This is a genomic window from Nocardioides sp. YR527 (genome assembly GCF_900101045.1).
Lineage (GTDB): Bacteria > Actinomycetota > Actinomycetes > Propionibacteriales > Nocardioidaceae > Nocardioides.
On record NZ_FNFN01000004.1, the window covers coordinates 199,584 to 223,600 of the forward strand.

The following is a 24,017-nucleotide window of genomic DNA, read 5'->3' on the forward strand; positions in this document are numbered from 1 at the left end:
CTCGGTAGAGGGGCTGGAACGTCTGGGACTATCTCGGCGGATGCCTCAGCGGCCGGAGTCGTAGGCGCTCCACATCTGGGCGTAGACGCCGTCGGCCTCCAGCAGCTCCTCGTGCGTGCCGGTCTCGGTGATCGCTCCGTCGGCCATGACCAGCACACGGTCGGCGTGCTGCGCCTGCTGGAGGCGGTGGGCGATGACGAGTCCTGTGCGGCCGGCGAGGACGGCGGCTGCGGCGGACTCGAGGCGGGAGGCGCCGCGGCTGCCGGACTCGGCGGTGGCTTCGTCGAGAAGGAGTACGGCGGGATCGGCGAGGGCGGCGCGGGCGAGCGCCACGTGCGCGACCTGCTCGGCGGTGAGCGCGTGGCCGAGCTCGCCGACGGGGGTGTGGATGCCCTCGGGCAGCGCCGCGACCCACCCGTCCGCGCCGACCAACGTCAACGCCTTCGAGACGTCCTCGTCGGTGGCGTCGGCGCGGCCGAGGCGTACGTCGTCGACGAGCGGCCCGGCGAAGACGTGCACCTCCTGCGAGACGAGCACGACCGGGCGGGGGTGCGTGCGGGCGTACCGCTCGATCGGGCTTCCGCCGACGGAGACGGCGCCCTCGTCGGGGTCGGTCAGGCCCGCGAGGATCGTGGCGAGCGTCGACTTTCCGGCGCCGCTGGGGCCGACGAGCGCGATCTGCTCGCCGGGGGCGACCTCGATGGAGACCTCGTGGAGGACCTCGTGGTCGCCGTAGCGATGGGTGATCCGGCGGCCCTCGATCGTGCCGGACGGCTTCTCGGCGACCGGAGGGACGGCTTCCAGGGACCGGCCGGCCTCGATGACGCCGATCATCCGCTGCAGGCTGGCGGCGGCGGACTGCATCTCGTCGAAGCTGAAGATGATCAGGCCGAGCGGGTTGAAGAGCCGGTGGAAGTAGAGCGCGGCGGCGGTCACCGCACCCACGGTCGCCGCCTCGGTCGAGACCAGCACGAAGCCGGTGGCGATGATCGCGCCGAGCCCGACGGCCTCGGCGATGTTCATCCACTTGCCCCAGCCGGTGGCGAACCAGAGTACGTCGCGCGACAGCTTCCGCGCGCGGTCGGAGGCGGCGGTGATCGTGGCGACGTGGGCGTCCTCGGCGCCGTAGGCGTGTACGGTCTGGCGGCCGTCCAGGGACGATACGAGCGCCTCGGCGCGGTCGCCGAAGGCGGCGCGCTCGGCGCTGTAGCGCGGGGCGGCGCGGGGGAGGTACCAGCGCAGGGACAGTACGTAGACCGGGATCGAGGCCAGGCCGGCCAGCGCCAGCCACGGGTTGAGCGCACCGAGACCGGCGATCGTCAGGACGACCGTCAGGGCCGCGCCGACCCACGGCGCCAGCAGGCTCGCGATGACCTCGCTGACGACGCCGACGTCGTCGCCGACACGGCTGGCGAGGTCGCCGCGCCCGGCCTCCTCGAGCTGTCCGGGTGGCAGCCGTAGTGCGGTGGACACGACGTCCTCGCGCATCCGGGCGAGGACCCGCTGACCGACTCGGGCGACGAGCGCGGCACTGACCGCGGTGAGCACGGCGCTGAGCGCGCCGGCCCCGGCGACCCAGGCCGCGAGAGTGATGATCTCGCTCCGTTCGCCGCCGCTCAGGACCGCGTCGACCATGAGCCCGATCGCCCACGGGGCGACCAGGCCGGAGAGCGCGGCGGCCGCGGCCAGCACGATCGTCGTGGCGGTGAGCACCCGATGGGATCGGACGTAGTGCCGCAGGGCCTGGCGTACCTCGCCCGCGGTGGCCAGGGGCAGGCGTACGTGCTGCGGTTCGGTGGCGGTCATCCGAGGATCCTCGTGCGGTAGCTGTCGTGGCTCGCGAGCAGTTCGTGGTGGGTGCCGTCGATCGGGTCGTCGTCGGCGCGGAGGATGATCACGCGGTCGGTCCTCGCCAGCAGCACCGGGCTGCTGGTGACCACCACGGTCGTGCGCTCCGGCCGAGCTTCGCCGTGGCGCAGCTCTCGGATCCCGTCGGCGATCAGGTTCTCGGTCATCGAGTCGACCGCGGTCGTCGGCTCGACCAGCACGAGCACCTCGGGGTCGGTGTGCAGGGCCCGAGCGAGCGCGAGCCGCTGACGCTGGCCGCCCGAGAGGGTCAGCCCGCGGTCGCGGAGACGTTCGTCGAGACCCGCGGGCTGGGCGTCGATGAACTCGCGGGCCCCGGCAGCGTCGACGGCGTCGCTGGGGTCGCTGGGGTCGGTGTCCGCGCGGCCGAGGGCGAGGTTCTCCGCGATGGATCCCGCGAAGAGGTCGGCCCGGTGCGGCTCGACGTGCATCCGGGCCCCGTCGGGGGAACGCAGCGCCGCCGCGACCCGGTCCAGGTCGCCCGGCTCGGCGACGATCCCGACGAACTCACCGGGCTTGAGGTCGATCCGGCTGTCCTCCGAGGGCTGCTCGACCGCGGGTGCCGGTGACTCGGCCAGCACCGCGCCCATCCGGCCCGCGCTCGCCTTGGCCGAGGCGCCCACCTGCAGGTAGAGACCGATCGCCGTCAACGGCTCGGCGATGAACTGGGCGGCGCCGACGGCGGCCACGAACGCGCCGACCGTGATCGCCCCGTCGAGCGCGAGCAGGCCGGCGACGCCGACGGAGACGGCGAGGACGATCGTCCCGGCGAGCACGCTCGCACCCTGCTGCAGCGACTTCGCCATGCCGGCGCGGATCCCCGCGACCTCGGCCGCGTGGCTGACCGTCCGGTAGCGGGCGGTCGCGTTGTCCTGGGCTCCGAGGCCGTGCAGGACCCGCAGTCCTGCCATCAGGTCGGTCGCCAGCGCGGAGGCACCGGCCAGGCTCTCCTGCTGGTCTCCGACCCGACGCGAGATCAGCGGCGAGAGCGCGTTGAGCGCGAGGGTGACCACGACCGCGGTGGCGATCAGGATGGCGCCGAGCCGCAGGTCGATGCTCAGCAGTACGCCGCAGCTGACGGCGAGCGCTGCGCTCGCGCCGACGAGCCCGGAGACCCAGATGATGCTGTCCGCCGACTGGTCGGCGTCGGAGGAGGCGATCACCAGCAGCTCCCCGTGCTTGCGCCGGCTCGCGCCAGGAGTCAGGACCTTCCTGGCGAGCTCGGCGCGCAGCGCGTGGCTCTCGTCGATCACCGCCCCCTGCGCGAGCCGCGCGAACCAGCGGTAGCACATCGTGAGGACCGTGAAGAGCAGGGCGATGCCGGCCAGGCTGAGCGTCAGCAGCGGCACGCTCCCGCTGACCACGGCCGCGTCGATGGCCAGACCGATGGCGACCGGCACGAGGGCCTCGCACGACTGGTGCCCGACGAGACACAGGGCCGAGCCGACGACCCGGGGCCGCTGCCGCCGGAGGATCTCGCGGCGCAGTGGCTCCCGTTTCGTACTGCCGGGGACGGGGACGGACGTGACCATCGGGGCCTTTCTGGGGGAGGACGCGGGTCCAGGTTAGCCTCACCTAAGTAGTGCGCGTGCCTCGGCGGCGATCAGGCCGAGCGCCGGGTGGCACGGCCCGCCTCGAACGCGAGCGACGCGCGCGGAATTTCGGTGACCTGAGTCACACGAATCCATTGCCCTTCGCGACCCTGTCCTCTAAAGTTCCAGGGGGTAGAAGATCGCTTCCACGATACGGAATACGGGGGCCGGTGTGGCACCACTGGAGACTCTGATCCGGCGGGCGCGGGCGCTCCTCCCCGACGAGGGCGTGATCACCGACCGCGCCCGGCTGCGGACGTACGAGTGCGACGGGCTGGCCCACTACCGGGTGACGCCGGCGCTGGTCGTGATCCCGGAGACCGCCGAGCAGCTGGCCGAGATCGTGCGGTGCTGCGCCGAGCAGCGGATCCCGTACGTCGCGCGAGGCTCCGGCACGGGGCTCTCCGGCGGCAGCCTGCCCCATGCCGAGGGCGTGCTGGTGGTCACCTCGCGGCTGCGGGCGATCAAGGAGGTCCGGCGGGCGGACCAGCGTGCCGTCGTTGAGCCCGGGGTCATCAACCTCGACGTGACCCGCGCGGCGACGCCGGAGGGCTACTACTACGCGCCGGACCCCTCCAGCCAGCAGGTCTGCTCGATCGGCGGCAACGTCGCGGAGAACTCCGGTGGCGCCCACTGCCTCAAGTACGGCTTCACGACCAACCACGTGCTCGCCGCCGAGTTCGTCACCGCCGCCGGCGACCGCGTACGCCTCGGCGGGGACGCGCCCGACAGCCCCGGCTACGACCTGCTCGGCGCCGTCGTCGGCTCCGAGGGCACCCTCGGGATCGTCACCGAGGTGACGGTGCGGCTGGTCCGGCTGCCGGAGAAGGTGGTCACCCTGCTGGTGGGCTTCGACTCCACCGACCGCGCCGGTGCCGCCGTGTCCGCGATCATCGCGGCCGGCATCGTACCGGCGGCGATCGAGATGATGGACGCGCTCGCGATCGAGGCGGCCGAGGCCGCGGTGCACTGCGACTACCCGGCGGGCGCGGGCGCGGTGCTGGTCATCGAGCTGGACGGCCCGGCCACCGAGGTCGACGCGGAGTACGCCGACGTGGTCCGGTTCTGCGAGGAGACCGGCGCCTTCGAGATCCGCACCGCCAAGACCCCCGAGGAGCGGGTCCTCATCTGGAAGGGCCGCAAGTCCGCCTTCGCCGCCGTCGGCCGGATCAGCCCTGACTACATCGTCCAGGACGGAGTCATCCCGCGCACCGCCCTGCCCGAGGTGCTGCGCGCGATCGCGGAGCTCTCCGATCGCTCCGGCGTACGCGTCGCCAATGTCTTCCACGCCGGCGACGGCAACCTGCATCCGCTGGTGCTCTTCGACGACGCCGTCCCCGGGGCGGGGGAGGCCGCCGAGGAGGTCAGCCGCGGGATCCTCGACCTCTGCCTGCGCCACGGCGGCTCGATCACCGGCGAGCACGGGGTCGGCGCCGACAAGGCCGCCCACATGCCGAAGATGTACGCCCCCGACGACCTCGACACGATGCAGCTGGTCCGCTGCGCCTTCGACCCGGACCGGATCTCGAACCCGGGCAAGATCTTCCCGACCCCGCGGCTGTGCGGCGAGCGACCGGGGCGGCGGCAGGGAGCGCACCCGTTGCAGCAGGCCGGCGTGGCGGAGGTCTTCTGATGAGCGATTCCTTCGCTGGTCGAGGGCCACTCCGTTCAGACCCTCGCGAAGCGAGCGTGTCGAGACCAACACAGTCCATCTCCGGCGTACGCCCCGGCCGCATCGAGCGCCCGACGAGCACCGCCGAGGTCGCCGAGGTCATGCGCGCGGCGGCGGCCGCGGGGGAGTCGGTCGTCCCGACCGGAGCGGGCACCAAGCTGGGCTGGGGAAACCCGCCCACCTCCGCCGACATCCTGCTCGACCTCGCCGCACTCGACCAGGTCAGCGAGCACGCCTCCGGTGACCTGATCGCCACCGTGGGGGCGGGGACGCCCCTGGCCCGGCTGAAGGACCACGTCGCCGCCGCCGGCCAGCGCCTCGCGCTCGACGAGACGATCTCCGGCGCGACCGTCGGCGGCACCCTGGCCACCAACACCAGCGGCCCGTTGCGGATGCTCGCCGGCACCATGCGCGACCTGCTCATCGGCGTGACGATGGTGCGCGCCGACGGGGTGGTCGCCAAGGCCGGCGGCAAGGTCGTCAAGAACGTCGCCGGCTACGACGTCGGCAAGCTCCTGGTCGGCTCGATGGGCACCCTCGCGGTGGTCACCGAGGCGACGTTCCGGCTCCACCCGGTCCCGCAGACCTCTCGCTGGGTCAGTCTTGACGCGCGCGATGCCGCGCACGCCGCCGAGCTCACCCAGGCGGTCCTGCACTCCCAGACGGTGCCCTCAGGCCTCGAGGTGGACGTCACCGCCGGCGGGGTGCGGGTCGATGTCCTGGTCGAGGGACGCCCGGAGGGCGTGGCGGGACGTACGGCCGTCCTGACCGACCTGCTCCCGGGCTCCGAGGTCGACGAGCGGGCACCCGCCGGCTGGGGTCGATATCCATGGGAGGACACCGCCGACGAGCACCTCGGGATCAAGGTGACCTTCCGGCTCTCCGGCCTGGCCGACGTCGTCGAGGCCGCCGGCGAGCACGGGCTGCGCGGCTCGGCCGGCGTCGGAGTCGCGTACGTCGCCGTCCCGGCCGATCGCGACATCACCGAGATCCGGGCGACGCTCGCGAGGCTCCGCGAGACGGCCGGACGACACGGCGGCAGCGCCGTCGTCCTCGACGCTCCCGGCGCGGTCAAGCAGCAGCTGGACCTGTGGGGACCGGTCCCGGCCGTGGATCTCATGCGCCGGGTGAAGGACGAGTTCGACCCCGACCACCGGCTCAGCCCGGGCCGCTTCGTAGGAGGGATCTAGCCGACATGGCAGACATCGACATCCGGCAGTTGGGTGCCTTCGACGAGCAGCACCCACCCGACCAGCAGCTGCTCGACGACTGCGTGCACTGCGGCTTCTGCCTGCCGACCTGCCCGACCTACCTGCTGTGGGGTGAGGAGATGGACTCCCCGCGCGGGCGGCTCTACCTGATGAAGGAGGGCCTGGAGGGCGAGCCGATGTCGGACTCGATGGTGCAGCACTGGGACAACTGCCTGGGCTGCATGTCGTGCGTGACCGCGTGCCCCTCCGGCGTCCGCTACGACACCCTCATCGAGCAGACCCGCGCCCAGGTCGAGCGCAACCATCCGCGTACGCCCCGGGAGAAGGCGCTGCGGAGCCTGATCTTCGCGATCTTCCCGCACCCCAAACGCCTCCGGGCGATGCGCGGTCCGCTCAGGCTGCTTCAGCGCACCGGCCTGGACCGGCGCCTGCGGCAGACCGGCCTGCTCGAGAGGATGGCGCCGCACCTGGCCGCGATGGAGCGGCTCACCCCGACCATCACCGAGGCGGCCCCGCTGCCCGAGCTCGTGCCCGCGGCGGGGGAGCGGCGTGCGGTGGTCGGCATGCTCACCGGCTGCGTCCAGGGGGCGTTCTTCCCGGGCGTCAACGCCGCCACCGCCCGGGTGCTCGCCGCCGAGGGCTGTGACGTGGTCATCCCGCCCGGCCAGGGCTGCTGCGGCGCGCTCTCGGTGCACAACGGCCGCGAGAAGGAGGCCCAGACCTACGCTCGCCGGATCATCGACGCGTTCGAGCACGCCGGTGTCGAGCACGTCGTCATCAACGCCGCCGGCTGCGGCTCGACGCTCAAGGACTACGCTCGGCTGCTCGCCGACGACCCGCTCTACGCCGCGAAGGCCGAGGAGTTCGAGGGCAAGGTCCGCGACATCGCCGAGATCCTCGACGAGCTCGGCCCGGTCGCCGAGCGCCACCCGCTCGACCTCACCGTCGCCTACCACGACGCCTGCCACCTGGCCCACGCACAAGGCGTACGCACCCAGCCGCGGGCCCTGCTGAAGGCCGTCCCCGGCATCGAGCTGCGCGAGATCGCCGAGGGCGAGATCTGCTGCGGCTCGGCCGGCATCTACAACATCCTCAACCCAGAGCCCGCCCGCGAGCTGGGCGAGCGCAAGGCGCGCAACATCGTCGCCACCGGCGCCGACGTGCTCGTCACCGCCAACCCGGGCTGTCTGCTCCAGGTCGCCTCCGCGATCACCGCACAGGGGCACCAGCTCGGCATGGCCCATCTCGTCGAGGTGCTCGACGCCTCGATCAGCGGCTCCTCACCCGAGGGGCTGCGCCACCGCACCATCTGATCCACCCGACAGCTCAACAATCCCCCACACTCTCGGAGTCGCCATGTTTGAGCCAGTACCCGACCAGGTCGGCGGTTCGCTCGTCCTGAGCGCCCTGTGCGGCGCCCTACCGCTGATCACCATGTTCGTCCTTCTCGGCGGCCTCAAGATGAGGGCCTGGCTGGCCGGCCTCATCTCCCTGGGCGTCGCCCTGGTCGTCGCCGTCGCCCTCTTCGAGATGCCGGTCGACGACGCGATCCTGTCCAGCGCCCAAGGTGCCCTGTTCTCGGGCTTCTTCCCGATCATGTGGATCGTCATCAACGCGGTCTTCGTCTACAACCTGACCGTGCACACCGGCCACTTCGACGTGCTGCGCCGGGCGTTCAGCAAGGTCAGCGACGACCAGCGGATCCAGGCCCTGATCATCGCCTTCTCCTTCGGAGCGCTGCTGGAGGCGCTGGCCGGGTTCGGTACGCCCGTCGCGATCACCGTCGTGATGCTGATGGCGATGGGCTTCAAGCCGGTCAAGGCGGCCGCGGTCGCGCTGATCGCCAACACCGCCCCGGTGGCGTACGGCGCGATGGCCTCTCCGATCAACGCGCTCTCGACCCAGACCGGCTTCGACGTCGACACGCTGGGTGCGATGGTGGGTCGCCAGACCCCGATCCTGGCGGTCGTGGTGCCGCTCATCCTGGTCTTCGTGGTCGACGGCAAGCGTGGTCTCCGGCAGACCTGGATCCCGGCGCTGCTCTGCGGCGTCAGCTTCGGCATCGCGCAGTTCGTGGCCTCGAACTACATCTCCGTCCCGCTGGCCGACATCGTCGCCTCGCTCTTCTCGGCCGTGGTGATCGTGGGCCTGCTGCGGGTGTGGCAGCCGAGCGAGAAGATCCGTGCCGAGTCGCTGGTCGGCGCCGGCTCGGGACCGGGCGCCGAGGCGCATGAGGTGCGGGACAGCAGCAGCGAGATCTTCAAGGCCTTCCTGCCGTACGCGATCATCATCGTGATCTTCGTGATCGTCAGCATCCCCGCGGTCAAGGACGCGCTGGCCCACCGGCCGTTCACCCTCTCCGGGACGGACTACACCCCGACGGTGGTCTTCCCGGGGCTCGGCGATGTCGCCGGCGCCCAGGGCGGCATCAAGTTCGACTGGTTCCCGGCCGCCGGCACGATGCTGCTGCTCTCGGGCATCATCACCGCGATCTGCCTGAGGATCCGGCTCGGTGCGGTCGCGGCGATCTACCGGGACACCTATCGGCAGCTCGCCACCGCCATCGTCACCGTGATGGCGGTCCTCGGCCTGGCGTACGTCATGAACTTCTCCGGGCAGACCGGCTCGATCGGCGCCTGGCTGGCCGGCGCCGGCAGCGCGTTCGCCATCCTCTCGCCGATCCTCGGCTGGCTCGGCGTGGCGGTGACCGGCTCCGACACCTCCTCCAACGCTCTCTTCGGCCTCCTCCAGGTGACCACCGCCAAGGAGGCCGGGCTCGACCAGGTCCTGATGGCCGCCTCGAACTCGTCCGGCGGCGTGCTCGGCAAGATGGTCAGCCCGCAGAACCTCGCCATCGCCGCGGCGGCGGTGGGCATGGCCGGCAAGGAGGGCGAGATCTTCCGCAAGGTCTTCGGCTGGAGCATCGCCATGCTGGCCTTCATGTGCGTCCTGGTCGCCCTGCAGTCCACCCCGGTGCTCGGCTGGATGGTCCCCTGAGGACGGGGTTCTAGGGCTGCGCGTCCTCGGTGAGGCGTACCTCGGACCAGTCGAGCCCGTCGAGATTGACGACGATCGCCTCCTGGGTGGTCCGGGCGATCACGACGACGGCCTCGGAGTCCGGGTCGGGGTTCTCCTCACGGTGGGGGACCCACGGGGGGACGAAGATGTAGTCGCCGGGGTTGGTCTCCACGCGGGTCTCGACGGGCTCCTCGCCCTCGACGTCGAGGAAGACGAAGACCGGGTTTCCGGAGACGATGTAGATCGCGGTCTCGGAGGCGCCGTGGTGGTGGTTGGCCGAGGCGGTCGAGGCCGGGACGTGGGTCTGGCCCATCCACAGGTTCTTCGCGCCGACGGTGTTGCCGCTGACCGCCTCGAGGCGTCTCATCCCCGAGGTCTGCCCGGTCTGGTCGACCAGACCGGCGGGGGCGATGTGGTGGAGGTGCCGGTGGAACGGGTCGATCTCGGCGGGGACCAGGACGCCGCTGGGGGTCCGGATGTGCTCGCCGTCCGAGGATCCGGCGGGGATGTGAATCGCGGGCATCAGGCTCCCTTTGCGAGTGTGAGGACGGTGTCGTTTCTGGGTGTGGTGAGCAGTGGCCGTAGGACGGAGGCGACCTGCGTCGCCGTCTCCTTGGGCAGGCCCGGGCGGGCGCAGACGTAGAGGGGGAGCGGGTCCGGCGGTGGCAGGTCCGTTACCGGTGCCAGGCCGTCGGGAACCTCTCCGAGCGTAGCCATGAGCGCCACCCCGAGGCCCGCGCCGACCGCCGCCTGAACGCCTGCCAGCTGGAAGGCCTCGGCGCCGATGGCTGCCGGGATCGAGTGCTCGGCGAGGGTGTCGAGCGCTCGGCTCCGGAGCGCGCACGGTTCGTCGAACGCGACGACGGGGACCGGCTCGGAGGGTGTGGGGCGCCGCCAGAGGGGGGAGGCGAACCAGGCGAGGGTCAGGTCGCCCACGTAGAGGGCCTTGGAGTCGTCGGCCTGCTGGAGAAGGAGGGCCAGGTCGACGCTCCCGGAGGCGAGGCCGTCGCGCAGCTTGTTGCCCCGGTCGATCCGGAACCGGAAGTCCCGCTTCGGCACCGACTGCGTCAGAGCGTTGGACAGGCTGGGGAGCAGCTGGGCGGCGGCATGCTCGGTCGACCCGATGCTGATGGTCGTCGGGCCGCTGACGCCATCGGGCAGGAATCCCGCGACGGTCTCGTCGTGCAGGGTGATGATCCGGCGTGCCTGGGTGAGCAGCAGCTCGCCGTCGGCGGTGAACCGTGAGCCGCGGCCGTGTCGCTCGACCAGTGGGCGGCCGATCACGGACTCCAGGCGGCGTACGTGCTGGCTGACGGCGCTCTGGGTCAGGTGCAGGGCGGTGGCGGCGCGCTGGAATCCGCCGAAGTCTGCGACAGCGACGAGGCTGCGCAGCGGGGCGATATCCAGATTCTGACTCATGTCGATCAGACTAATACACAATTGATGAGCGTTCGTGATGGTTCAACATCGTGGAACGTCGTTGGACCGAGCACGTTTTGTCTATCAAACTCATAGACATAAGGCTCTCTGAAACGGAGGGCTGCCGTGGCCGGCATCAGGCCGCGGTCGACCATCAGGGAGGCAGCATGTCGCGACGGACGATCAAGCTCGGCGCCGTTCCGTACGGCACCGGCGGTCCGGGCCAGCACCGGCTCTGGCTCGACCCGGAGATCCCCGGTGACGCGAGTGTCAACATCGACTGGTTCATCCAGACCGCGAAGCTCGCGGAGCAGGGCCGCTTCGACTTGATGTTCATCGTGGACAGCCAGTTCATCACCCCGCACAGCCCGCCCCACTACCTCAACCGGCTCGAACCTCTCACCCTGCTCTCCGCCGTCGCCACCCACACCAGCCACCTCGGCATGGTCGGCACCGCGACCACGAGCTTCAACAGCCCGTTCAACCTCGTGCGCCGCTTCGGGTCCCTCGACCTGATCAGCCACGGTCGCGCCGGCTGGAACGTGGTCACCACCGGTGACGCCGGCACCGCGACCAACTACGGGCTCGAGGAGCACTACGACTACGACACCCGGTACGGCCGCGCCCAGGAGTACGTCGAGCTCGCCCGGGCACTGTGGGACTCCTACGAGGACGACGCGTTCGTACGCGACCGTGAGACCGCGACCTTCCTGGACCCGGCCAGGCAGCACGCCCTCAACCACGAGGGCACCTACTTCGACGTCGCCGGCCCGCTCAACCTGCAGCGCAGCCCGCAGGGTCATCCGGTCATCTTCCAGGCCGGCGACTCCGACCAAGGACGCAACCTGGGCGCCTCGGTGGGGGAGGGGATCTTCACCCACGCCCCCGACGTCCCCAGCGGGAAGGCCTTCTACGACGACCTCAAGACGCGGGCGAAGAGCTTCGGCCGCGATCCGGAGGAGCTGGTGATCATGCCGGGCGTGAAGGTGGTCGTCGGCGACACCGACGAGGAGGCCCGGGAGATCGAGGCCGCGAACCACGAGCGTGACCACGGCTTCGAGGAGGCGCTGGCCGAGTTCGGCCGGCCCTTCGGGTGGCACGACTTCGGCCAGTACGACCTCGACGCGCCGTTCCCGGCCCAGGCGCTCGCGCACGGCGAGCGGTCCTTCTTCACCCAGGCCACGAGGATCACCGAGCGTGCGGTCGCGAACGGTTGGACGCTTCGGCAGACCGTGGAGGCCGCCCGGGTCTTCCGCAAGTCCGAGTTCGTCGGCAGCCCCGCGACCGTCGCCACGAAGCTGCAGGAGTGGTGGGAGGCGCGAGCCTGCGACGGCTTCAACATCGGCGTCGATCACCCCGCCAACTTCCGGCGGATCGTGGAGGAGGTCATCCCGATCCTCACCGAGCGGGGCGTCTTCCGTCGCGAGTACGAAGCCACCACCCTGCGCGGGAATCTCGGCCTGCCGATCCCGGAGAACCGCCACACGGTCGCTCGCCGCGCTCAGCCGAGCTGACCCCGACGCGCTCGGGCGCCACGACACGTACCTGACCGTCAGACACACAGGAAGATCGATCACCCCATGGCCAACAAGGCACTCACCCGGACCGACAACCCGACCGCATCGTCCCCGACCCCCGCTGTGGCCATGACCCGGCGGGGCCTGCTCGGGATCAGCCTCGGCGCCGCGGCCGCCTTCGCGCTGGCGGCCTGCGGGTCCGAGAGCGGTGCCAGCGCCGCCGGCGGCCGGATCACCTGGGCCTGGCAGCTGCCCACCACCTGGGACCCGGTGACCTCCTCGGCCGGCTCCGACGTACAGATGCTGGCTCTCGTCTACGAAGGCATCACCGGGTTGGACGAGAAGGGGAACCCGGTGCCGTGGCTGGCCGAGAAGTGGACGTACGACCCAGCCGGCACCCAGGTGACCTTCACGCTGAAGAAGGACCTGAGGTTCAGCGACGGCACCCCGCTGGACGCCACCGCGGTGGCCAAGTCGATCGAGCGCGGCCGGACCGCGGACGGGTCGCTGATCGCACCGCAGATGATCGGGATCACCACGGTGACCGCCTCCGGCGACCTCGACGTCGTGCTCGACCTGGCCGAGGTCGACTACCAGATCCCCGCGCTGTTCGCGGGCAAGACCGGGATGGTCGTCAACCCGGCCGCCTTCGAGAAGGACCCCGCGTCCTTGGCCACCGCACCGGCCGGGTCGGGTCCGTTCAGCCTGACCACCTTCGTCGAGAACGACCACGCCGAGCTGGTGAAGAACTCGCACTTCCAGCTCGCCGAGGACATCCAGGTCGACGAGTTCCACCTCTACCCCCAGCCCGACCCGGCCACCGCCGTCGCCTCGGTCCAGTCCGGCCAGTACAACGTCGCCCGCATCTCCGGTGCCCAGGTCGAGCAGGCCGAGCAGGCCGGCCTCGACGTCCAGATCCTCGACTCGATGTTCGTCTCGTGCCTCGACGTTCATGCCGGGATGAAGCCCTTCGACGACCCCGCCGTCGTCGAGGCGCTCAAGTACGGCATCGACCGCGAGAAGATCAAGAAGGTCGCCAACTTCGACATCGGTGACGTCAACTACCAGCCCTTCCCGAAGGGGTACGTCGGCTACAACCCCGAGCTCGAGGGCATCTACGACTACGACCCGGAGAAGGCCAAGCAGGTCCTCGCCGAGGCCGGCCACACCGGCACCGTCAAGGGCGAGTTCACCAGCGCACAGCCCGTGGCCGCCGTCGAGCTCATCCAGGCCCAGCTCAAGGAGGTCGGGATCGAGCTCACGATCAAGTCGATCCCGGCGACCCAGCACACCCAGCTGGTCTACATCGAGCACTCCCAGGCGCTCACCTACGACGGCTTCGCCGGTCGCGAGTCGCCGGTGCAGGCGTTCCAGGTCCTCTTCGGCAAGGAAGGGCTGATGAACCCCGGCCGCCGCACCGACCCCGCCCTGGAGGCGCAGCTCAAGAAGGTCCGGGCGACGCCGACCGACGACCCCGCCTACCCGGCGATCCTGCAGGAGGCGACGAAGATCGCGATCACCAGCTTCCCCAACACCTTCCTCTACAACGCTCCGCGGATCATCGTCCGCAAGAAGGTCTCCGAGCTGCCCGCCTCGCCCAGCCTGCAGCGGTTCGAGGGAGTGACGACCTCGTGAGCGTGGCTCAGGCCACGAATCCGGTCGTGGCACGGCCGTCGGCCGATGCCGTCGGAAGCTGGGTGCGGCGGATCCTCAACCTGGTGGCGATCACCGCGGCGGTTCTGCTGCTGGCCTCGGTCATCACCTTCGCGCTCGGGGCGATGGCGAAGACCAACCCGGCTGCCGCGGTGCTCGGTGAGACCGCGACCGAGGCCGACATCGCCAGGCTCGACCGCCAGTTCGGTCTGGACCGGCCGCTCGTGGTCCAGTATGCCGACTGGCTCGGCTCCGCGGTGCGAGGTGATCTCGGGGTCTCCTGGTTCACCACCGTCCCGGTCTCCGACAGCATCGCCCAGGCGCTCCCCGTCGACCTGTCCATCGCGCTGCTCGCGATCGTGCTGGCGATCCTGATCGGAGGAGCCGCCGGGATCGGCGCGGCCTTGAGCAACGGCGGCATCTTCGACCGGACGGTCACCATCGTCTGCTCGCTGCTCGGCACCTTGCCGCCGTTCGTGATCGGGATGGCTCTGATCGTGGTCTTCGCGGTGAAGGCCGACCTGCTCCCGGCCGGCGGGTACGTCCCGATCCAGGAGGACCCCGCCGAATGGCTGCGCTTCGCCATTCTTCCCTCCTTCGCGCTCAGTCTCGACGTGGCCGCCTCGATCGCCCGGCAGCTGCGTACCTCGCTGGTCGGTGCGCTGCGGGAGAACTACGCGATCGGTGCGCAGATGCGCGGCTTCAGCCGCAGGCGAGTCCTCTTCGGCCACGTTCTCCGCAACGCCGCTGCTCCCGCCCTGGCCGTCATCGGCCTCGCGATCCCGCTGGTCATCGGCGGCGCCGTGATGACCGAGAAGCTCTTCGGGCTGCCGGGGATCGCCCAGCTGGCGTTGCAGGCCTCGGAGAAGGGGGACGTCCCGGTCGTTCTCGGCACTCTCCTGGTCACCGCCGTCGTGGTGGTCCTGGCGAGCCTGGTCGTCAACGTCGCCCAGACCGCTCTCGACCCGGCCTCCCGCCGTGAGCCGGCGAAGGGTGGTCTCGGATGAGGACCCTGAAGGCTCTGTGGGCGCAGCCCGCCAGCCGCTTCGCCTTCGCCATCCTGAGCGTGATCGCGTTCCTGGTCGTCTTCGGTGGTGCCGTCGCTCCGTACGACCCACTGCGGCAGTTCAGCGACGAGGTCCTCCAAGGACCGTCGGCCAAGCACCTGCTCGGCACCGACTACGTCGGTCGCGACGTCCTCTCCCGGCTCCTCGCCGGGACCCGGCTCTCCGTGGTCGGAGCCCTGGAAGCGGTGGTGATCGCCGCGGTCCTGGGCGTCCCGTCCGGGCTGGCCTCGGCATGGATGGGCCGGATCGGCGAGTGGGTCTCGCTGCGGATCGCCGACACCCTGATCATCCTGCCGTTCACCGTCTTCGCGATCGCCGTCGCCGGCACCATCGGCAACGGCCTGCAGCAGGCCATGGTCGCGGTCGGGGTGCTGATCAGCCCGATGTTCTTCAGGGTCACCCGGGCGGTGGCGCTCGGTCTGAGAAGGACGCAGTACGTCGAGGCGGCCGAGCTGATGGGCGCCACCCAGTGGTGGACCCTGCGCAAGCACATCTGGAGCAAGGTGCTTCCCAACGTCGCCGTGGCCGCGGCGCAGGCCACCGGCGCCAGCCTGCTCGTGGTCGCGTCGCTCTCGTTCCTCGGGATCGGAGTGCAGCCACCTACGCCGACCTGGGGCGGGATGCTCTCGGCCGACCTCGGCTACCTCGCCCAGCAGAGCTGGGCTCCGATCTTCCCGGCGCTGCTCATGATGGCGACCGTCGGCTCCCTCAACATCCTGGCCGACGGCATCCGCGACGCCGGATCCCCGCGCCGCCGCCGGCCCGGCCTTGTCGCCAGGCTCCACCGGAAGGAGACCATCGATGTCGCAGCCTGAGCACGACGCGTACGCCGCCAGCCCCCGCACCCTCGAGGTCGAGGACCTGCACGTCAGCGTCGGTGACCATCTCGTCGCCGTGAGTGGCGTCTCCTTCCAGCTCCGCCGTGGCGAGGCCGTCGGCCTGGTCGGTGAGTCAGGTAGCGGCAAGACCCTCACCTGCCGAGCCGTCCTCGGGCTGCTGCCGGAGACCGGCGAGGTCGACCGCGGGTCCATCGTGCTCGGTGAGAGCGATGACCGTGTCGACCTCATCGCGGCAGGGCGCACCGTCTGGGACCGCGTCCGCGGGTCCCGGATCGGCGCCGTCTTCCAGGACCCCGGCTCCTACCTCAATCCCGGCATCACCGTCGGCCGCCAGCTCGTCGAGCAGCTCCGCGTACGCGGAGGTCTCGGCAGGACCGAGGCCCGTGAGCGAGCGGTCGGCCTGTTCACGGAGGTCGGTCTCCACGATCCCGCCGGCGTCTTCCAGCTCTACCCCCACCAGCTCTCGGGCGGCATGCTCCAACGCGTCCTGATCGCCATCGCGATCTCCTGCGAGCCCGAGCTGCTCATCGCCGATGAGGCCACGACCGCCCTCGACGTCGTGATCCAGGCCGAGATCCTCGAGCTCGTCGCCCGGCTGCGTCGCGATCACGAGCTCTCCCTGCTGCTGGTCACGCACGACCTCGCCGTGGTCGCCGAGACCTGCGACCGGATCCTGGTCATGTACGGCGGCGAGATCGTCGAGTCCGGCCCGACCGAGCAGGTGCTCACCGACCCGCGGCACCCCTACACCCGTGCGCTGCTCGCGGTCGCCACCATCGGGGACTGGACGCGCCGCACCCTCGACGTCATCCCCGGCCAGCCGCCCTCGGCGGGGGAGGAGATGCCCGGCTGCCGGTTCGCGCCGCGTTGCCGCTACGCCACCCAGGCGTGCGTCAGCGCCCCGGTCGTGACGACCGAGATCGGCCCGGGGCGCAGCGCTCGCTGCGTACGTCTCGACGAGCTGGACACCGAGCCCGGTGCCGTTCTCGTCCAGGACCGGATCGAGGCCACCGCATGAGCACACCGCTGCTGCGCATCACCGACCTCTCGGTCAGCTACGCGCTCCCACGTCGAGGCACCGGACTCGGCACCGGGGCCGCGCTGCGCGAGGTCAGTCTCGACGTACGCGCCGGCGAGATCCTCGGGATCGTGGGGGAGACCGGATCCGGCAAGACCACCCTGGCCAGAGCCACGGTCGGCCTGGTCACCCCCGCCACCGGCACCATCACGTTCGACGGTGTCGACATCGGCGGCCTCCAAGGATCCGCGCTGCGTGGGTTCCGCCGACGTGGGCAGGTCCAGCTCGTCTTCCAGGACCCGCTGCGTTCTCTCGACCCCGATCTCACCGTCGGCCAGCTCGTCTCCGAGCCGCTCGCGATCGCCGGGGTGCCCCGCAGCGAGCAGCGCGTCAGGGTCGAGGAGGCCATCGGGCTCGTCGGCCTCGACCCGAGCACCATCCACGACCGGCTCCCACGCCAGCTCTCCGGCGGCCAGCGGCAACGCATCGCGCTCGCCCGCGCGATCGTCACCCGCCCCCAGCTGCTCTTCTGCGACGAACCGGTCAGTGCCCTGGACGTCTCCAACCGGAACCTCGTCCTCAGCCTGCTCGACCGGCTTCGCCGCGAGCTCGGCCTCGCGGTCGTGATCATCGCTCACGACCTGTCCTCGCTGGCCGGCGTCGCGGACCGGATCGCGGTGTTCTACCGCAGCCGTCTGGTCGAGAGCGGACCGGTCGAGGAGGTCCTGACCAGGCCGGCGCACCCCTACACCGGGCTGCTGACCGCGTCCGCTCCCTCGGTCGCCCACGAGGACCGGCTCCGGCCGGCCGATCTCCGCCTCGAACAGGGCGCCGAGCCGCCGAAGGGCGGTCCTGACAGCTGCGTGTTCCTGGCCCGATGCCGGTTCGCGCACGAGGCCTGCCACCAGCAGCCGCTCACGACGCCGCTTCCCGGCACCGCCGACCGCACCGCCGCCTGCCACGCCGCCACCACATGGCCCAGCCAGATCGCAACCACCTCCACCTCCACCGCCGCAGACCAACCGGCAGCTGCCGGCTGACGAAAGGACCGAGCATGACCTACGACGACGTCGAGATCCTCGGCATGATCGGCACCGCCGACGCCTCCGAGATCCGCCCGTCCGACGGGACCGTCATCGACCCCGACTACACCGCCCGCTTCGCCAAGGCACACGAGGACGGCGGCTTCGACCGCGTACTCATCGGCTATGGCTCCGGCTGGTCCGAGGGGACCCAGGTGGCCGCGTACGCGGCCGCTCACACCGAGCGCCTGGGCCTGCTCATCGCCCACCGGCCCGGGGTCGTCCACCCCACCCTCGCCTCGCGCACCTTCACCACGCTGGACCAGTTCACCCAGGGCAGGGTGGCGCTCAACATCGTGACCGGGAGCAGCAATGTCGAGCAGCGGCGCGAGGGCGACTACGTTCCCCACGACGAGCGGTACGCCCGCACCGACGAGTACCTCCAGATCCTGCGGGCCTCCTGGGACACCCAGGGTCCACGGGACTTCGACGGCACCTACTACCGCTTCGAGGGATTCACCCCGCAGGTCTTCCCCTACGCCGACCGCCACCTCGAGCTCTTCTTCGGAGGCAGCTCACCCGCGGCGTACGGCGTCGGGGCCAAGCACGCCGACACCTACATGCTCTGGGGCGAGCCGCTGAAGCAGACCGGCGAGCAGATCGCCACCATCACCGAGAGGGCCACCGCCGCCGGACGTACGCAGCGCCCCAGGGTCTCGGTCTCCTTCCGGCCGATCCTCGGCAGGACCGACGAGGAGGCCTGGGAGCGCGCTCACCGCATCCTCGACACGATCAACGGCGAGGTCGGCGCCCAGTTCAAGCAGAAGGTCAACAAACTTCACCCCCAGGGTTCGGCCCCGGAGAACGCCGGGTCCCAGCGCCTGCTCGCCGTCGCCGAAACAGGCGACCTGCACGACCGCTGCCTGTGGACCCCCACCACCACAGCGGTCGGTGGCGGCGGCAACTCCACCGCCCTGGTGGGCTCACCGGAGACCGTGGCCGCCGCGATCCTCGACTACGTCGAGATCGGGGTCAACACCGTCCTCATCCGCGGCTACGACCCGCTCCAGGACGCCATCGACTACGGCCGCGACCTGCTCCCGCTGGTCCGCCAGGAACTCGCCCACCGCGCCGCGGCCCGGCCGAGCGTCGCGGTCTGATCCGAGTCCGACCCGTACCACCGATTGGAGCACACATGACCATCACCTCCGAGGCGAGCACGGCGAGCGGCTGGGACGAGCCGCCCGGCGGTACGCCACGCGGCACCCTGATCCTGCTGACCGGACGCGGTGAGACCGCGGCCACCTACCAGCGCTTCGGCAGGCGGATCTCCGCGGACGCCTACAAGGTACGTCTCGTCGAGGCCGACCTGGACGACGTGACCGCGGCGCGCGCCGAGATCGAACAGCACCTGGCCGATGCGGCCCTGCCCGCACCGAAGGTCCTGGTCGGCAGCGACACGGGTGCCACCCTCGCCGCGACGCTGGTCGACCAGGTTGCCGCCGATGCCGCGGTCATCGCCGGCATCGTGCTGCCCGAGTCCGCCGCCATCGATGGCTGGGAGGAGGAGATCGACGCCAGGAGCGCATGTCCCGTACACCGCCAGGTGATCGGACAAGACAGGGCCTTCGGCCGAGGGACCTTGTCCAGCGGCCTCGGTGGCGAATGGTCCGACCTGACCCTCCCGGTCCCCGACAAGCCGGTGCTGGTCGTGCACGGTGATGCGGATCCGGTCACTCCGGTCGAGCAGGTCACCAAGGCGTACGCCGACGCGCCCGGCGTGCGCCGCCGTCTCGTCGCCGGTGGGCGCCACGACATCCTCAACGACCTCTCGCACCGGTCGGTCGCTGCCACGATCATCCTCTTCCTCGAGTCCCTCAAGCTCGGCAGCGACCTGCCCGCCATCGTCTACGCGGCCGACGAACCGACCCGATCGGACGCACCGTGACCACGCCGGAAGGCGTCATGACGACCCTGCGGACGAACCAGGACCTGGACCCTGCCGCCCTTCGTCAGGCGTTCGGCGTCTTCCCCACCGGGGTGGTCGCCGTCGCCGCCGAGGTCGACGGAGCGCTGACGGGCCTGGCCGCCAGCTCGTTCACCAGCGTGAGTCTCGATCCGCCGCTGGTCTCGTTCTCGGTCGCCACGACATCGAAGACCTGGCCCGACCTGCGTCGCTCCTCGCACCTGGGGGTCAGCGTGCTCGCCGACCATCACGACGAGGTCTGCCGTCAGCTCGCCGGGCCGGTCGATCACCGCTTCGACGGGATCGCCGTGAGCATCTCCGAGAACGGCGCGGTCGGCCTGGACGAGGGGGTCGCGCAGTTCGACTGCACCGTCTACCGCGAGGTCGAGGCAGGTGACCACATCATCGTGCTCCTGCAGCTGCACGCCGTCACCGACCCCGGCACCGGCAACCCCCTCATCTTTCACCGCAGCGGCTTCGGGAGACTCGCAGACACCGCCTGATCCGGGGTGCAATGCCGGCCGCGGCCGGTGTCAGGAGCGGGCGTGGTTGTGCATGACGTGCTTGGTGCGGGAGTAGTCGTCGAGGGCGTAGAGGGAGAGGTCGCGGCCGTAGCCGGACCCCTTGAAGCCGCCCCAGGGGACCTCGTTGGCGAGGACGAGGTGGGCGTTGACCCACACCGTTCCGGCGTCGAGCCTGCGGACGACGTCGTGGCCGCGGCGGCCGCTCTCGGTCCAGACGGAGGCGGAGAGGCCGAGCGGGGTGTCGTTCGCGCGGCGGATCGCCTCGTCCTCGGTGGAGAAGGTCTCGACGGTCACGACGGGCCCGAAGATCTCGTCCCGGGCGCATTCGGCACCCTCCGGTACGTCGACGAGGACCGTCGGGGCGATGAAGTAGCCGGTCCCTTCGAGGGCGGCGCCGCCCACGGTGGCGCGGACACCGGCTTCCGCGGCACGCGAGAGGAAGCCGGTGACCCGGTCGTAGTGCGCCCTGGAGACCAGCGGACCGACCTCGACGTCGTCGCCCGCGCCGGGCTGGCCGACGACGATCTGCTGCACCTGCGCGGTGAAGAGGGCGACGAACTCGTCGGCGACCGACTCCTCGACCAGGACCCGGCACGCCGCGCCGCACTCCTGTCCGGAGTTGTAGAAGCCGGCGACGCGCAGCGCCTCGGCGGTCGCCTTCAGGTTGGCGTCGGCGAAGACGACGACGGGTGCCTTGCCGCCGAGTTCGAGGTGTACGCGCTTGAGGCTCTCGGCCGCCCCGCGTGCCACCGCGCGTCCGCTGTTGACCGATCCGGTCAGGGCGACCATGTCGACCTCCGGGTGGGCGGTCAGGCCGGCTCCGACGACGGGGCCGAGGCCGGTGACGACGTTGAGGACGCCTGCGGGGACGATGTCGGCCAGCAGTTCGGCGAGCTTCAGCGTGGACAGCGGGGTCTGCTCCGAGGGCTTGATGACCAGCGTGTTGCCCGCGGCCAGGATCGGGGCGATCTTCCAGGCCGCCATGAGCAGCGGGTAGTTCCACGGCGTCACCACCCCGACCACACCGAGCGGCTCGCGCAGGATCAGGGAGAGGTGGTCCTCGGCGTACTCTCCGGCGGCCATCGACGTCGTCGCCCGCAGCGCGCCCGCCATGAAGCGGAAGGTGTCGACGGTGCCGTCGACGTCGTCCTGGGCGACCGAGAGTGGCTTGCCGGTGTTGGCGGACTCGAGGCGTACGAGGACCTCGGCGTGCTCGGCGATCCGGTCGGCGACCCGGTGGAGCAGCTCCGAGCGGGCCTTGGGCAGGAGCGCACCCCACGCCGGCTGGGCGGCCCGCGCGGCGGTCACCGCGCGGTCTACGTCGTCCGCGGTGCCGTTCGCCACCTGGGTGATGACACGCTCGGTCGAGGGGTCCACGACCTCGGTCGTGTCGGCCGCCTCCGACGTCACGAACGAGCCGTCGATGAAGTGTCCGGCCGGCGGGAGATCTGCGGGAGTGAGCAGGCTGTCGCCGGTGGCGCGCTGGACGGTGGCGGGCTTCAGGTCGGTCAGGGTCATCGGATCGCTTTCGTCGTCGGAAGAGTGGGGCTGATCACACCGTAGATTGTGATCACAGATCACACAATCGGGTGTCCAACCTCCGAGCGGGCGGCGATCGCAGGCAAACGCGGTCTACGGGTTAGGTTCTGCGGCGGCATTTCCCCGATCTTGGAGTTCTCTCGATGTCAGACCTGACCTATCAAATGCTGGCGTTGGTGGCCTATATGGTCGCCATGCTCGGCATCGGCGCCTGGGCGTACCGGCGCACCTCGAACCTCGACGACTACATGCTGGGCGGGCGCGATCTCGGCCCGATGGTGAGTGCGTTGAGCGCGGGTGCCTCCGACATGTCGGGGTGGTTGCTCATGGGCCTGCCCGGCGCGATCTACGCGACCGGGCTGATGGAGGGCTGGATCGCTGTCGGTCTGACCGTCGGCGCCTGGCTCAACTGGAAGGTCGTGGCGCCGCGACTGCGGACCTACACCGAGGTCTCGGGCGACTCGATCACCGTGCCCAGCTTCCTGGAGAACCGGCTCAAGGACACCTCGCGGCTGCTGCGGATGGCCTCCGGGGCCGTCATCCTGGTGTTCTTCACCTTCTACGTCTCCTCGGGCATGGTCGCCGGCGGCGTCTTCTTCGAGAGCTCCTTCGGCACGGACTTCCACACCGGCATGCTCGTGGTCGCCGGGGTCGTGGTGGCGTACACGCTCTTCGGCGGCTTCCTCGCGGTCTCCTACACCGACTTCGTGCAGGGTGCGATCATGCTGCTCGCGCTGGTACTGGTGCCCGTCGTGGGTGTCTTCGTGACCGGTGGCCCCGCCGAGACCCTGGACAGCATCCGCGCCGTCGACCCCTCGCGGCTGAGCATGACCGAGGGCGCCACCGCCCTCGGCGTCATCTCGGCGGTCGCGTGGGGCCTGGGCTACTTCGGCCAGCCGCACATCATCGTCCGGTTCATGGCCCTGCGTACGGCGGGGGAGGCCGCCTCCGCGCGGCGGATCGGCATCGGCTGGATGCTGCTGAGCCTCTTCGGCGCGGTCGGCACCGCCCTGGTCGGCATCGCCTACTACCAGCAGAACCCCGGCGAGAAGCTCGACGACCCGGAGGCGGTCTTCATCGTCCTGGGCCAGATCTTCTTCCACCCGCTGGTGGCGGGCATCATGCTGGCCGCGGTGCTCGCCGCGATCATGAGCACCATCTCCTCCCAGCTCCTGGTGACCTCCTCGGCGCTGGTCGAGGACCTCTACAAGGCGGTCTTCAAGAACGACGCCTCCGACCGCCAGCTGGTCCTGTTCGGCCGGCTCGCGGTGCTCGGGATCGCGATCGTGGCTGCCGTCCTGGCGTGGCCGAAGAGCGGCACGGTGCTCGACCTGGTCGCGTACGCCTGGGCCGGCTTCGGTGCCTCCTTCGGCCCGATCATCCTGCTGGCGCTGTGGTGGCGGAAGCTCACCGCGGCCGGCGCGCTGGCTGGTCTGGTCGTCGGTGCCGTCACCGTCGTGGTGTGGGGCAACATCGACGCGCTCAGCTCGCAGATGTACGAGATCGTGCCGGGCTTCGCTCTGAACGCGATCGTCGCGGTGGTGGTCAGCCTCGCCACCTACAAGGAGAACCCGGACATCGAGGCCGAGTTCGACGAGGCGATCCGGCTGCTGGACCCTGCCGGATCGCGCGAGGAGCCGGCGCGGGTCTGATCCGACGGACCCGGGATCTCGGGAAACCATGATCCCGGGCCCGATGGCTTAAGGTTGGTCTCGTTGAAGGGACGGCTCTGTAAGCCGTCCTGGCCGCACACCACGTTGCGGCTTGTATCTCTTATCTGGTTTTCGGTTCGCTGGACATCAGCACAGATGGATGTCTTCAGCGGCTAGGGGCACGGTGTCCCTAGCACCGAACAGAGGAAAAGATCATGGCTCAGGGAACCGTCAAGTGGTTCAACGCTGACAAGGGCTTCGGCTTCATCGCGCAGGACGGCGGCGGTGAGGACGTGTTCGTTCACTTCTCCGCCATCCAGGGCAACGGCTACAAGTCGCTCGACGAGAACCAGAAGGTCGAGTTCGACGTCACCGCCGGCCCCAAGGGCCCGCAGGCTGAGAACGTCCGCGTCTCCTGATTGACCACGAAGTGCCCCGACCG

General features: G+C 70.6%; 20 protein-coding genes. 15 read left to right on the forward strand and 5 right to left on the reverse strand.

Going from position 1 to position 24,017, the window contains the following annotated elements; translation table 11 throughout:
- Nucleotides 1-45 precede the first annotated feature (45 nt).
- Both BLT25_RS13610 and BLT25_RS13615 read right to left on the reverse strand, forming a co-directional pair.
- Complete coding sequence (locus tag BLT25_RS13610; protein ID WP_091046717.1) at nt 46-1,806, reverse strand: ABC transporter ATP-binding protein; 1,761 nt, start codon at nt 1,804-1,806, stop codon at nt 46-48.
- Nucleotides 1,803-3,398, reverse strand: a complete 1,596-nt coding sequence (locus BLT25_RS13615) for an ABC transporter transmembrane domain-containing protein (RefSeq protein WP_091046720.1) — start codon at nt 3,396-3,398, stop codon at nt 1,803-1,805. Before BLT25_RS13615 ends, BLT25_RS13610 begins: the two co-directional genes overlap by 4 nt.
- 232 nt (nt 3,399-3,630) lie before the next feature.
- On the opposite strand from BLT25_RS13615, the gene BLT25_RS13620 reads away from it, so the two are divergent.
- The 4 genes from BLT25_RS13620 to BLT25_RS13635 are packed head-to-tail and all read left to right on the forward strand — an operon-like array spanning nt 3,631 to nt 9,338.
- Nucleotides 3,631-5,091, forward strand: coding sequence for an FAD-linked oxidase C-terminal domain-containing protein (locus BLT25_RS13620; RefSeq protein WP_256328589.1), 1,461 nt, complete (start codon nt 3,631-3,633; stop codon nt 5,089-5,091).
- Nucleotides 5,092-5,147: 56 nt separating this feature from the next.
- Complete coding sequence (locus tag BLT25_RS13625) at nt 5,148-6,320, forward strand: FAD-binding oxidoreductase (RefSeq protein ID WP_256328590.1); 1,173 nt, start codon at nt 5,148-5,150, stop codon at nt 6,318-6,320.
- 5 nt (nt 6,321-6,325) lie between these two features.
- On the forward strand, nt 6,326-7,654 hold the full coding sequence (gene glcF / locus BLT25_RS13630) for a glycolate oxidase subunit GlcF (protein ID WP_091046727.1): 1,329 nt from the start codon (nt 6,326-6,328) through the stop codon (nt 7,652-7,654).
- A 43-nt stretch (nt 7,655-7,697) separates the two neighbouring features.
- Nucleotides 7,698-9,338, forward strand: a complete 1,641-nt coding sequence (locus BLT25_RS13635; RefSeq protein ID WP_091046729.1) for an L-lactate permease — start codon at nt 7,698-7,700, stop codon at nt 9,336-9,338.
- Nucleotides 9,339-9,348: 10 nt separating this feature from the next.
- Here the strand turns inward: BLT25_RS13635 and BLT25_RS13640 are convergent, their stop codons facing one another.
- On the reverse strand, nt 9,349-9,882 hold the full coding sequence (locus BLT25_RS13640; RefSeq protein WP_091046731.1) for a cupin domain-containing protein: 534 nt from the start codon (nt 9,880-9,882) through the stop codon (nt 9,349-9,351).
- Complete coding sequence (locus BLT25_RS13645; protein ID WP_091046734.1) at nt 9,882-10,778, reverse strand: LysR family transcriptional regulator; 897 nt, start codon at nt 10,776-10,778, stop codon at nt 9,882-9,884. The genes BLT25_RS13640 and BLT25_RS13645 overlap by 1 nt, the downstream gene beginning before the upstream one ends.
- A gap of 167 nt (nt 10,779-10,945) precedes the next feature.
- Between BLT25_RS13645 and BLT25_RS13650 the strand changes: the two genes are divergently transcribed.
- The 9 genes from BLT25_RS13650 to BLT25_RS13690 all read left to right on the forward strand — a co-directional run bounded on the left by BLT25_RS13650 (nt 10,946) and on the right by BLT25_RS13690 (nt 20,363).
- On the forward strand, nt 10,946-12,292 hold the full coding sequence (locus tag BLT25_RS13650; RefSeq protein ID WP_091046736.1) for an NtaA/DmoA family FMN-dependent monooxygenase: 1,347 nt from the start codon (nt 10,946-10,948) through the stop codon (nt 12,290-12,292).
- A 66-nt stretch (nt 12,293-12,358) separates the two neighbouring features.
- Nucleotides 12,359-13,930 carry an ABC transporter substrate-binding protein gene (locus tag BLT25_RS13655; protein ID WP_218131333.1) on the forward strand — a complete coding sequence of 524 codons (1,572 nt, stop codon included), beginning with the start codon at nt 12,359-12,361 and terminating at the stop codon, nt 13,928-13,930.
- Nucleotides 13,927-14,955 (forward strand): ABC transporter permease, encoded by a 1,029-nt coding sequence (locus tag BLT25_RS13660; protein WP_218131334.1) that lies wholly within the window; start codon nt 13,927-13,929, stop codon nt 14,953-14,955. The genes BLT25_RS13655 and BLT25_RS13660 overlap by 4 nt, the downstream gene beginning before the upstream one ends.
- A complete protein-coding gene (locus BLT25_RS13665) occupies nt 14,952-15,830 on the forward strand; it encodes an ABC transporter permease (protein ID WP_091046741.1) in 879 nt (292 codons plus the stop codon). Before BLT25_RS13660 ends, BLT25_RS13665 begins: the two co-directional genes overlap by 4 nt.
- Nucleotides 15,817-16,872 carry an ABC transporter ATP-binding protein gene (locus tag BLT25_RS13670; protein WP_091046742.1) on the forward strand — a complete coding sequence of 352 codons (1,056 nt, stop codon included), beginning with the start codon at nt 15,817-15,819 and terminating at the stop codon, nt 16,870-16,872. The genes BLT25_RS13665 and BLT25_RS13670 overlap by 14 nt, the downstream gene beginning before the upstream one ends.
- Nucleotides 16,869-17,912, forward strand: a complete 1,044-nt coding sequence (locus tag BLT25_RS13675) for an ABC transporter ATP-binding protein (protein WP_091046745.1) — start codon at nt 16,869-16,871, stop codon at nt 17,910-17,912. The genes BLT25_RS13670 and BLT25_RS13675 overlap by 4 nt, the downstream gene beginning before the upstream one ends.
- A gap of 14 nt (nt 17,913-17,926) precedes the next feature.
- Nucleotides 17,927-19,054, forward strand: coding sequence for an LLM class flavin-dependent oxidoreductase (locus tag BLT25_RS13680; protein ID WP_091046746.1), 1,128 nt, complete (start codon nt 17,927-17,929; stop codon nt 19,052-19,054).
- 35 nt (nt 19,055-19,089) lie between these two features.
- On the forward strand, nt 19,090-19,842 hold the full coding sequence (locus BLT25_RS13685) for an alpha/beta hydrolase (protein ID WP_091046749.1): 753 nt from the start codon (nt 19,090-19,092) through the stop codon (nt 19,840-19,842).
- A gap of 17 nt (nt 19,843-19,859) precedes the next feature.
- The gene (locus BLT25_RS13690) at nt 19,860-20,363 is read left to right on the forward strand and encodes a flavin reductase family protein (RefSeq protein ID WP_091047611.1); all 504 of its coding nucleotides are present in this window, start codon (nt 19,860-19,862) and stop codon (nt 20,361-20,363) included.
- 30 nt (nt 20,364-20,393) lie between these two features.
- Here the strand turns inward: BLT25_RS13690 and BLT25_RS13695 are convergent, their stop codons facing one another.
- On the reverse strand, nt 20,394-21,902 hold the full coding sequence (locus tag BLT25_RS13695) for an aminobutyraldehyde dehydrogenase (protein ID WP_091046751.1): 1,509 nt from the start codon (nt 21,900-21,902) through the stop codon (nt 20,394-20,396).
- Between the two features lie 164 nt (nt 21,903-22,066).
- Between BLT25_RS13695 and putP the strand changes: the two genes are divergently transcribed.
- Together putP and BLT25_RS13705 are read left to right on the forward strand one after the other, a co-directional pair.
- A complete protein-coding gene (putP, locus tag BLT25_RS13700) occupies nt 22,067-23,575 on the forward strand; it encodes a sodium/proline symporter PutP (protein WP_091046753.1) in 1,509 nt (502 codons plus the stop codon).
- 215 nt (nt 23,576-23,790) lie between these two features.
- Nucleotides 23,791-23,994 carry a cold-shock protein gene (locus tag BLT25_RS13705; protein WP_091046756.1) on the forward strand — a complete coding sequence of 68 codons (204 nt, stop codon included), beginning with the start codon at nt 23,791-23,793 and terminating at the stop codon, nt 23,992-23,994.
- Nucleotides 23,995-24,017: the final 23 nt, after the last annotated feature.

Coding starts and splice junctions, on each gene's coding strand:
- BLT25_RS13610 (WP_091046717.1), bottom strand. CDS start 1,806: ATGACCGCCACCGAACCGCAGCACGTACGCCTGCCCCTGGCCACCGCG.
- BLT25_RS13615 (WP_091046720.1), bottom strand. CDS start 3,398: ATGGTCACGTCCGTCCCCGTCCCCGGCAGTACGAAACGGGAGCCACTG.
- glcF (WP_091046727.1), top strand. CDS start 6,326: ATGGCAGACATCGACATCCGGCAGTTGGGTGCCTTCGACGAGCAGCAC.
- BLT25_RS13635 (WP_091046729.1), top strand. CDS start 7,698: ATGTTTGAGCCAGTACCCGACCAGGTCGGCGGTTCGCTCGTCCTGAGC.
- BLT25_RS13640 (WP_091046731.1), bottom strand. CDS start 9,882: ATGCCCGCGATTCACATCCCCGCCGGATCCTCGGACGGCGAGCACATC.
- BLT25_RS13645 (WP_091046734.1), bottom strand. CDS start 10,778: ATGAGTCAGAATCTGGATATCGCCCCGCTGCGCAGCCTCGTCGCTGTC.
- BLT25_RS13650 (WP_091046736.1), top strand. CDS start 10,946: ATGTCGCGACGGACGATCAAGCTCGGCGCCGTTCCGTACGGCACCGGC.
- BLT25_RS13655 (WP_218131333.1), top strand. CDS start 12,359: ATGGCCAACAAGGCACTCACCCGGACCGACAACCCGACCGCATCGTCC.
- BLT25_RS13665 (WP_091046741.1), top strand. CDS start 14,952: ATGAGGACCCTGAAGGCTCTGTGGGCGCAGCCCGCCAGCCGCTTCGCC.
- BLT25_RS13670 (WP_091046742.1), top strand. CDS start 15,817: ATGTCGCAGCCTGAGCACGACGCGTACGCCGCCAGCCCCCGCACCCTC.
- BLT25_RS13675 (WP_091046745.1), top strand. CDS start 16,869: ATGAGCACACCGCTGCTGCGCATCACCGACCTCTCGGTCAGCTACGCG.
- BLT25_RS13680 (WP_091046746.1), top strand. CDS start 17,927: ATGACCTACGACGACGTCGAGATCCTCGGCATGATCGGCACCGCCGAC.
- BLT25_RS13685 (WP_091046749.1), top strand. CDS start 19,090: ATGACCATCACCTCCGAGGCGAGCACGGCGAGCGGCTGGGACGAGCCG.
- BLT25_RS13690 (WP_091047611.1), top strand. CDS start 19,860: ATGACGACCCTGCGGACGAACCAGGACCTGGACCCTGCCGCCCTTCGT.
- BLT25_RS13695 (WP_091046751.1), bottom strand. CDS start 21,902: ATGACCCTGACCGACCTGAAGCCCGCCACCGTCCAGCGCGCCACCGGC.
- putP (WP_091046753.1), top strand. CDS start 22,067: ATGTCAGACCTGACCTATCAAATGCTGGCGTTGGTGGCCTATATGGTC.
- BLT25_RS13705 (WP_091046756.1), top strand. CDS start 23,791: ATGGCTCAGGGAACCGTCAAGTGGTTCAACGCTGACAAGGGCTTCGGC.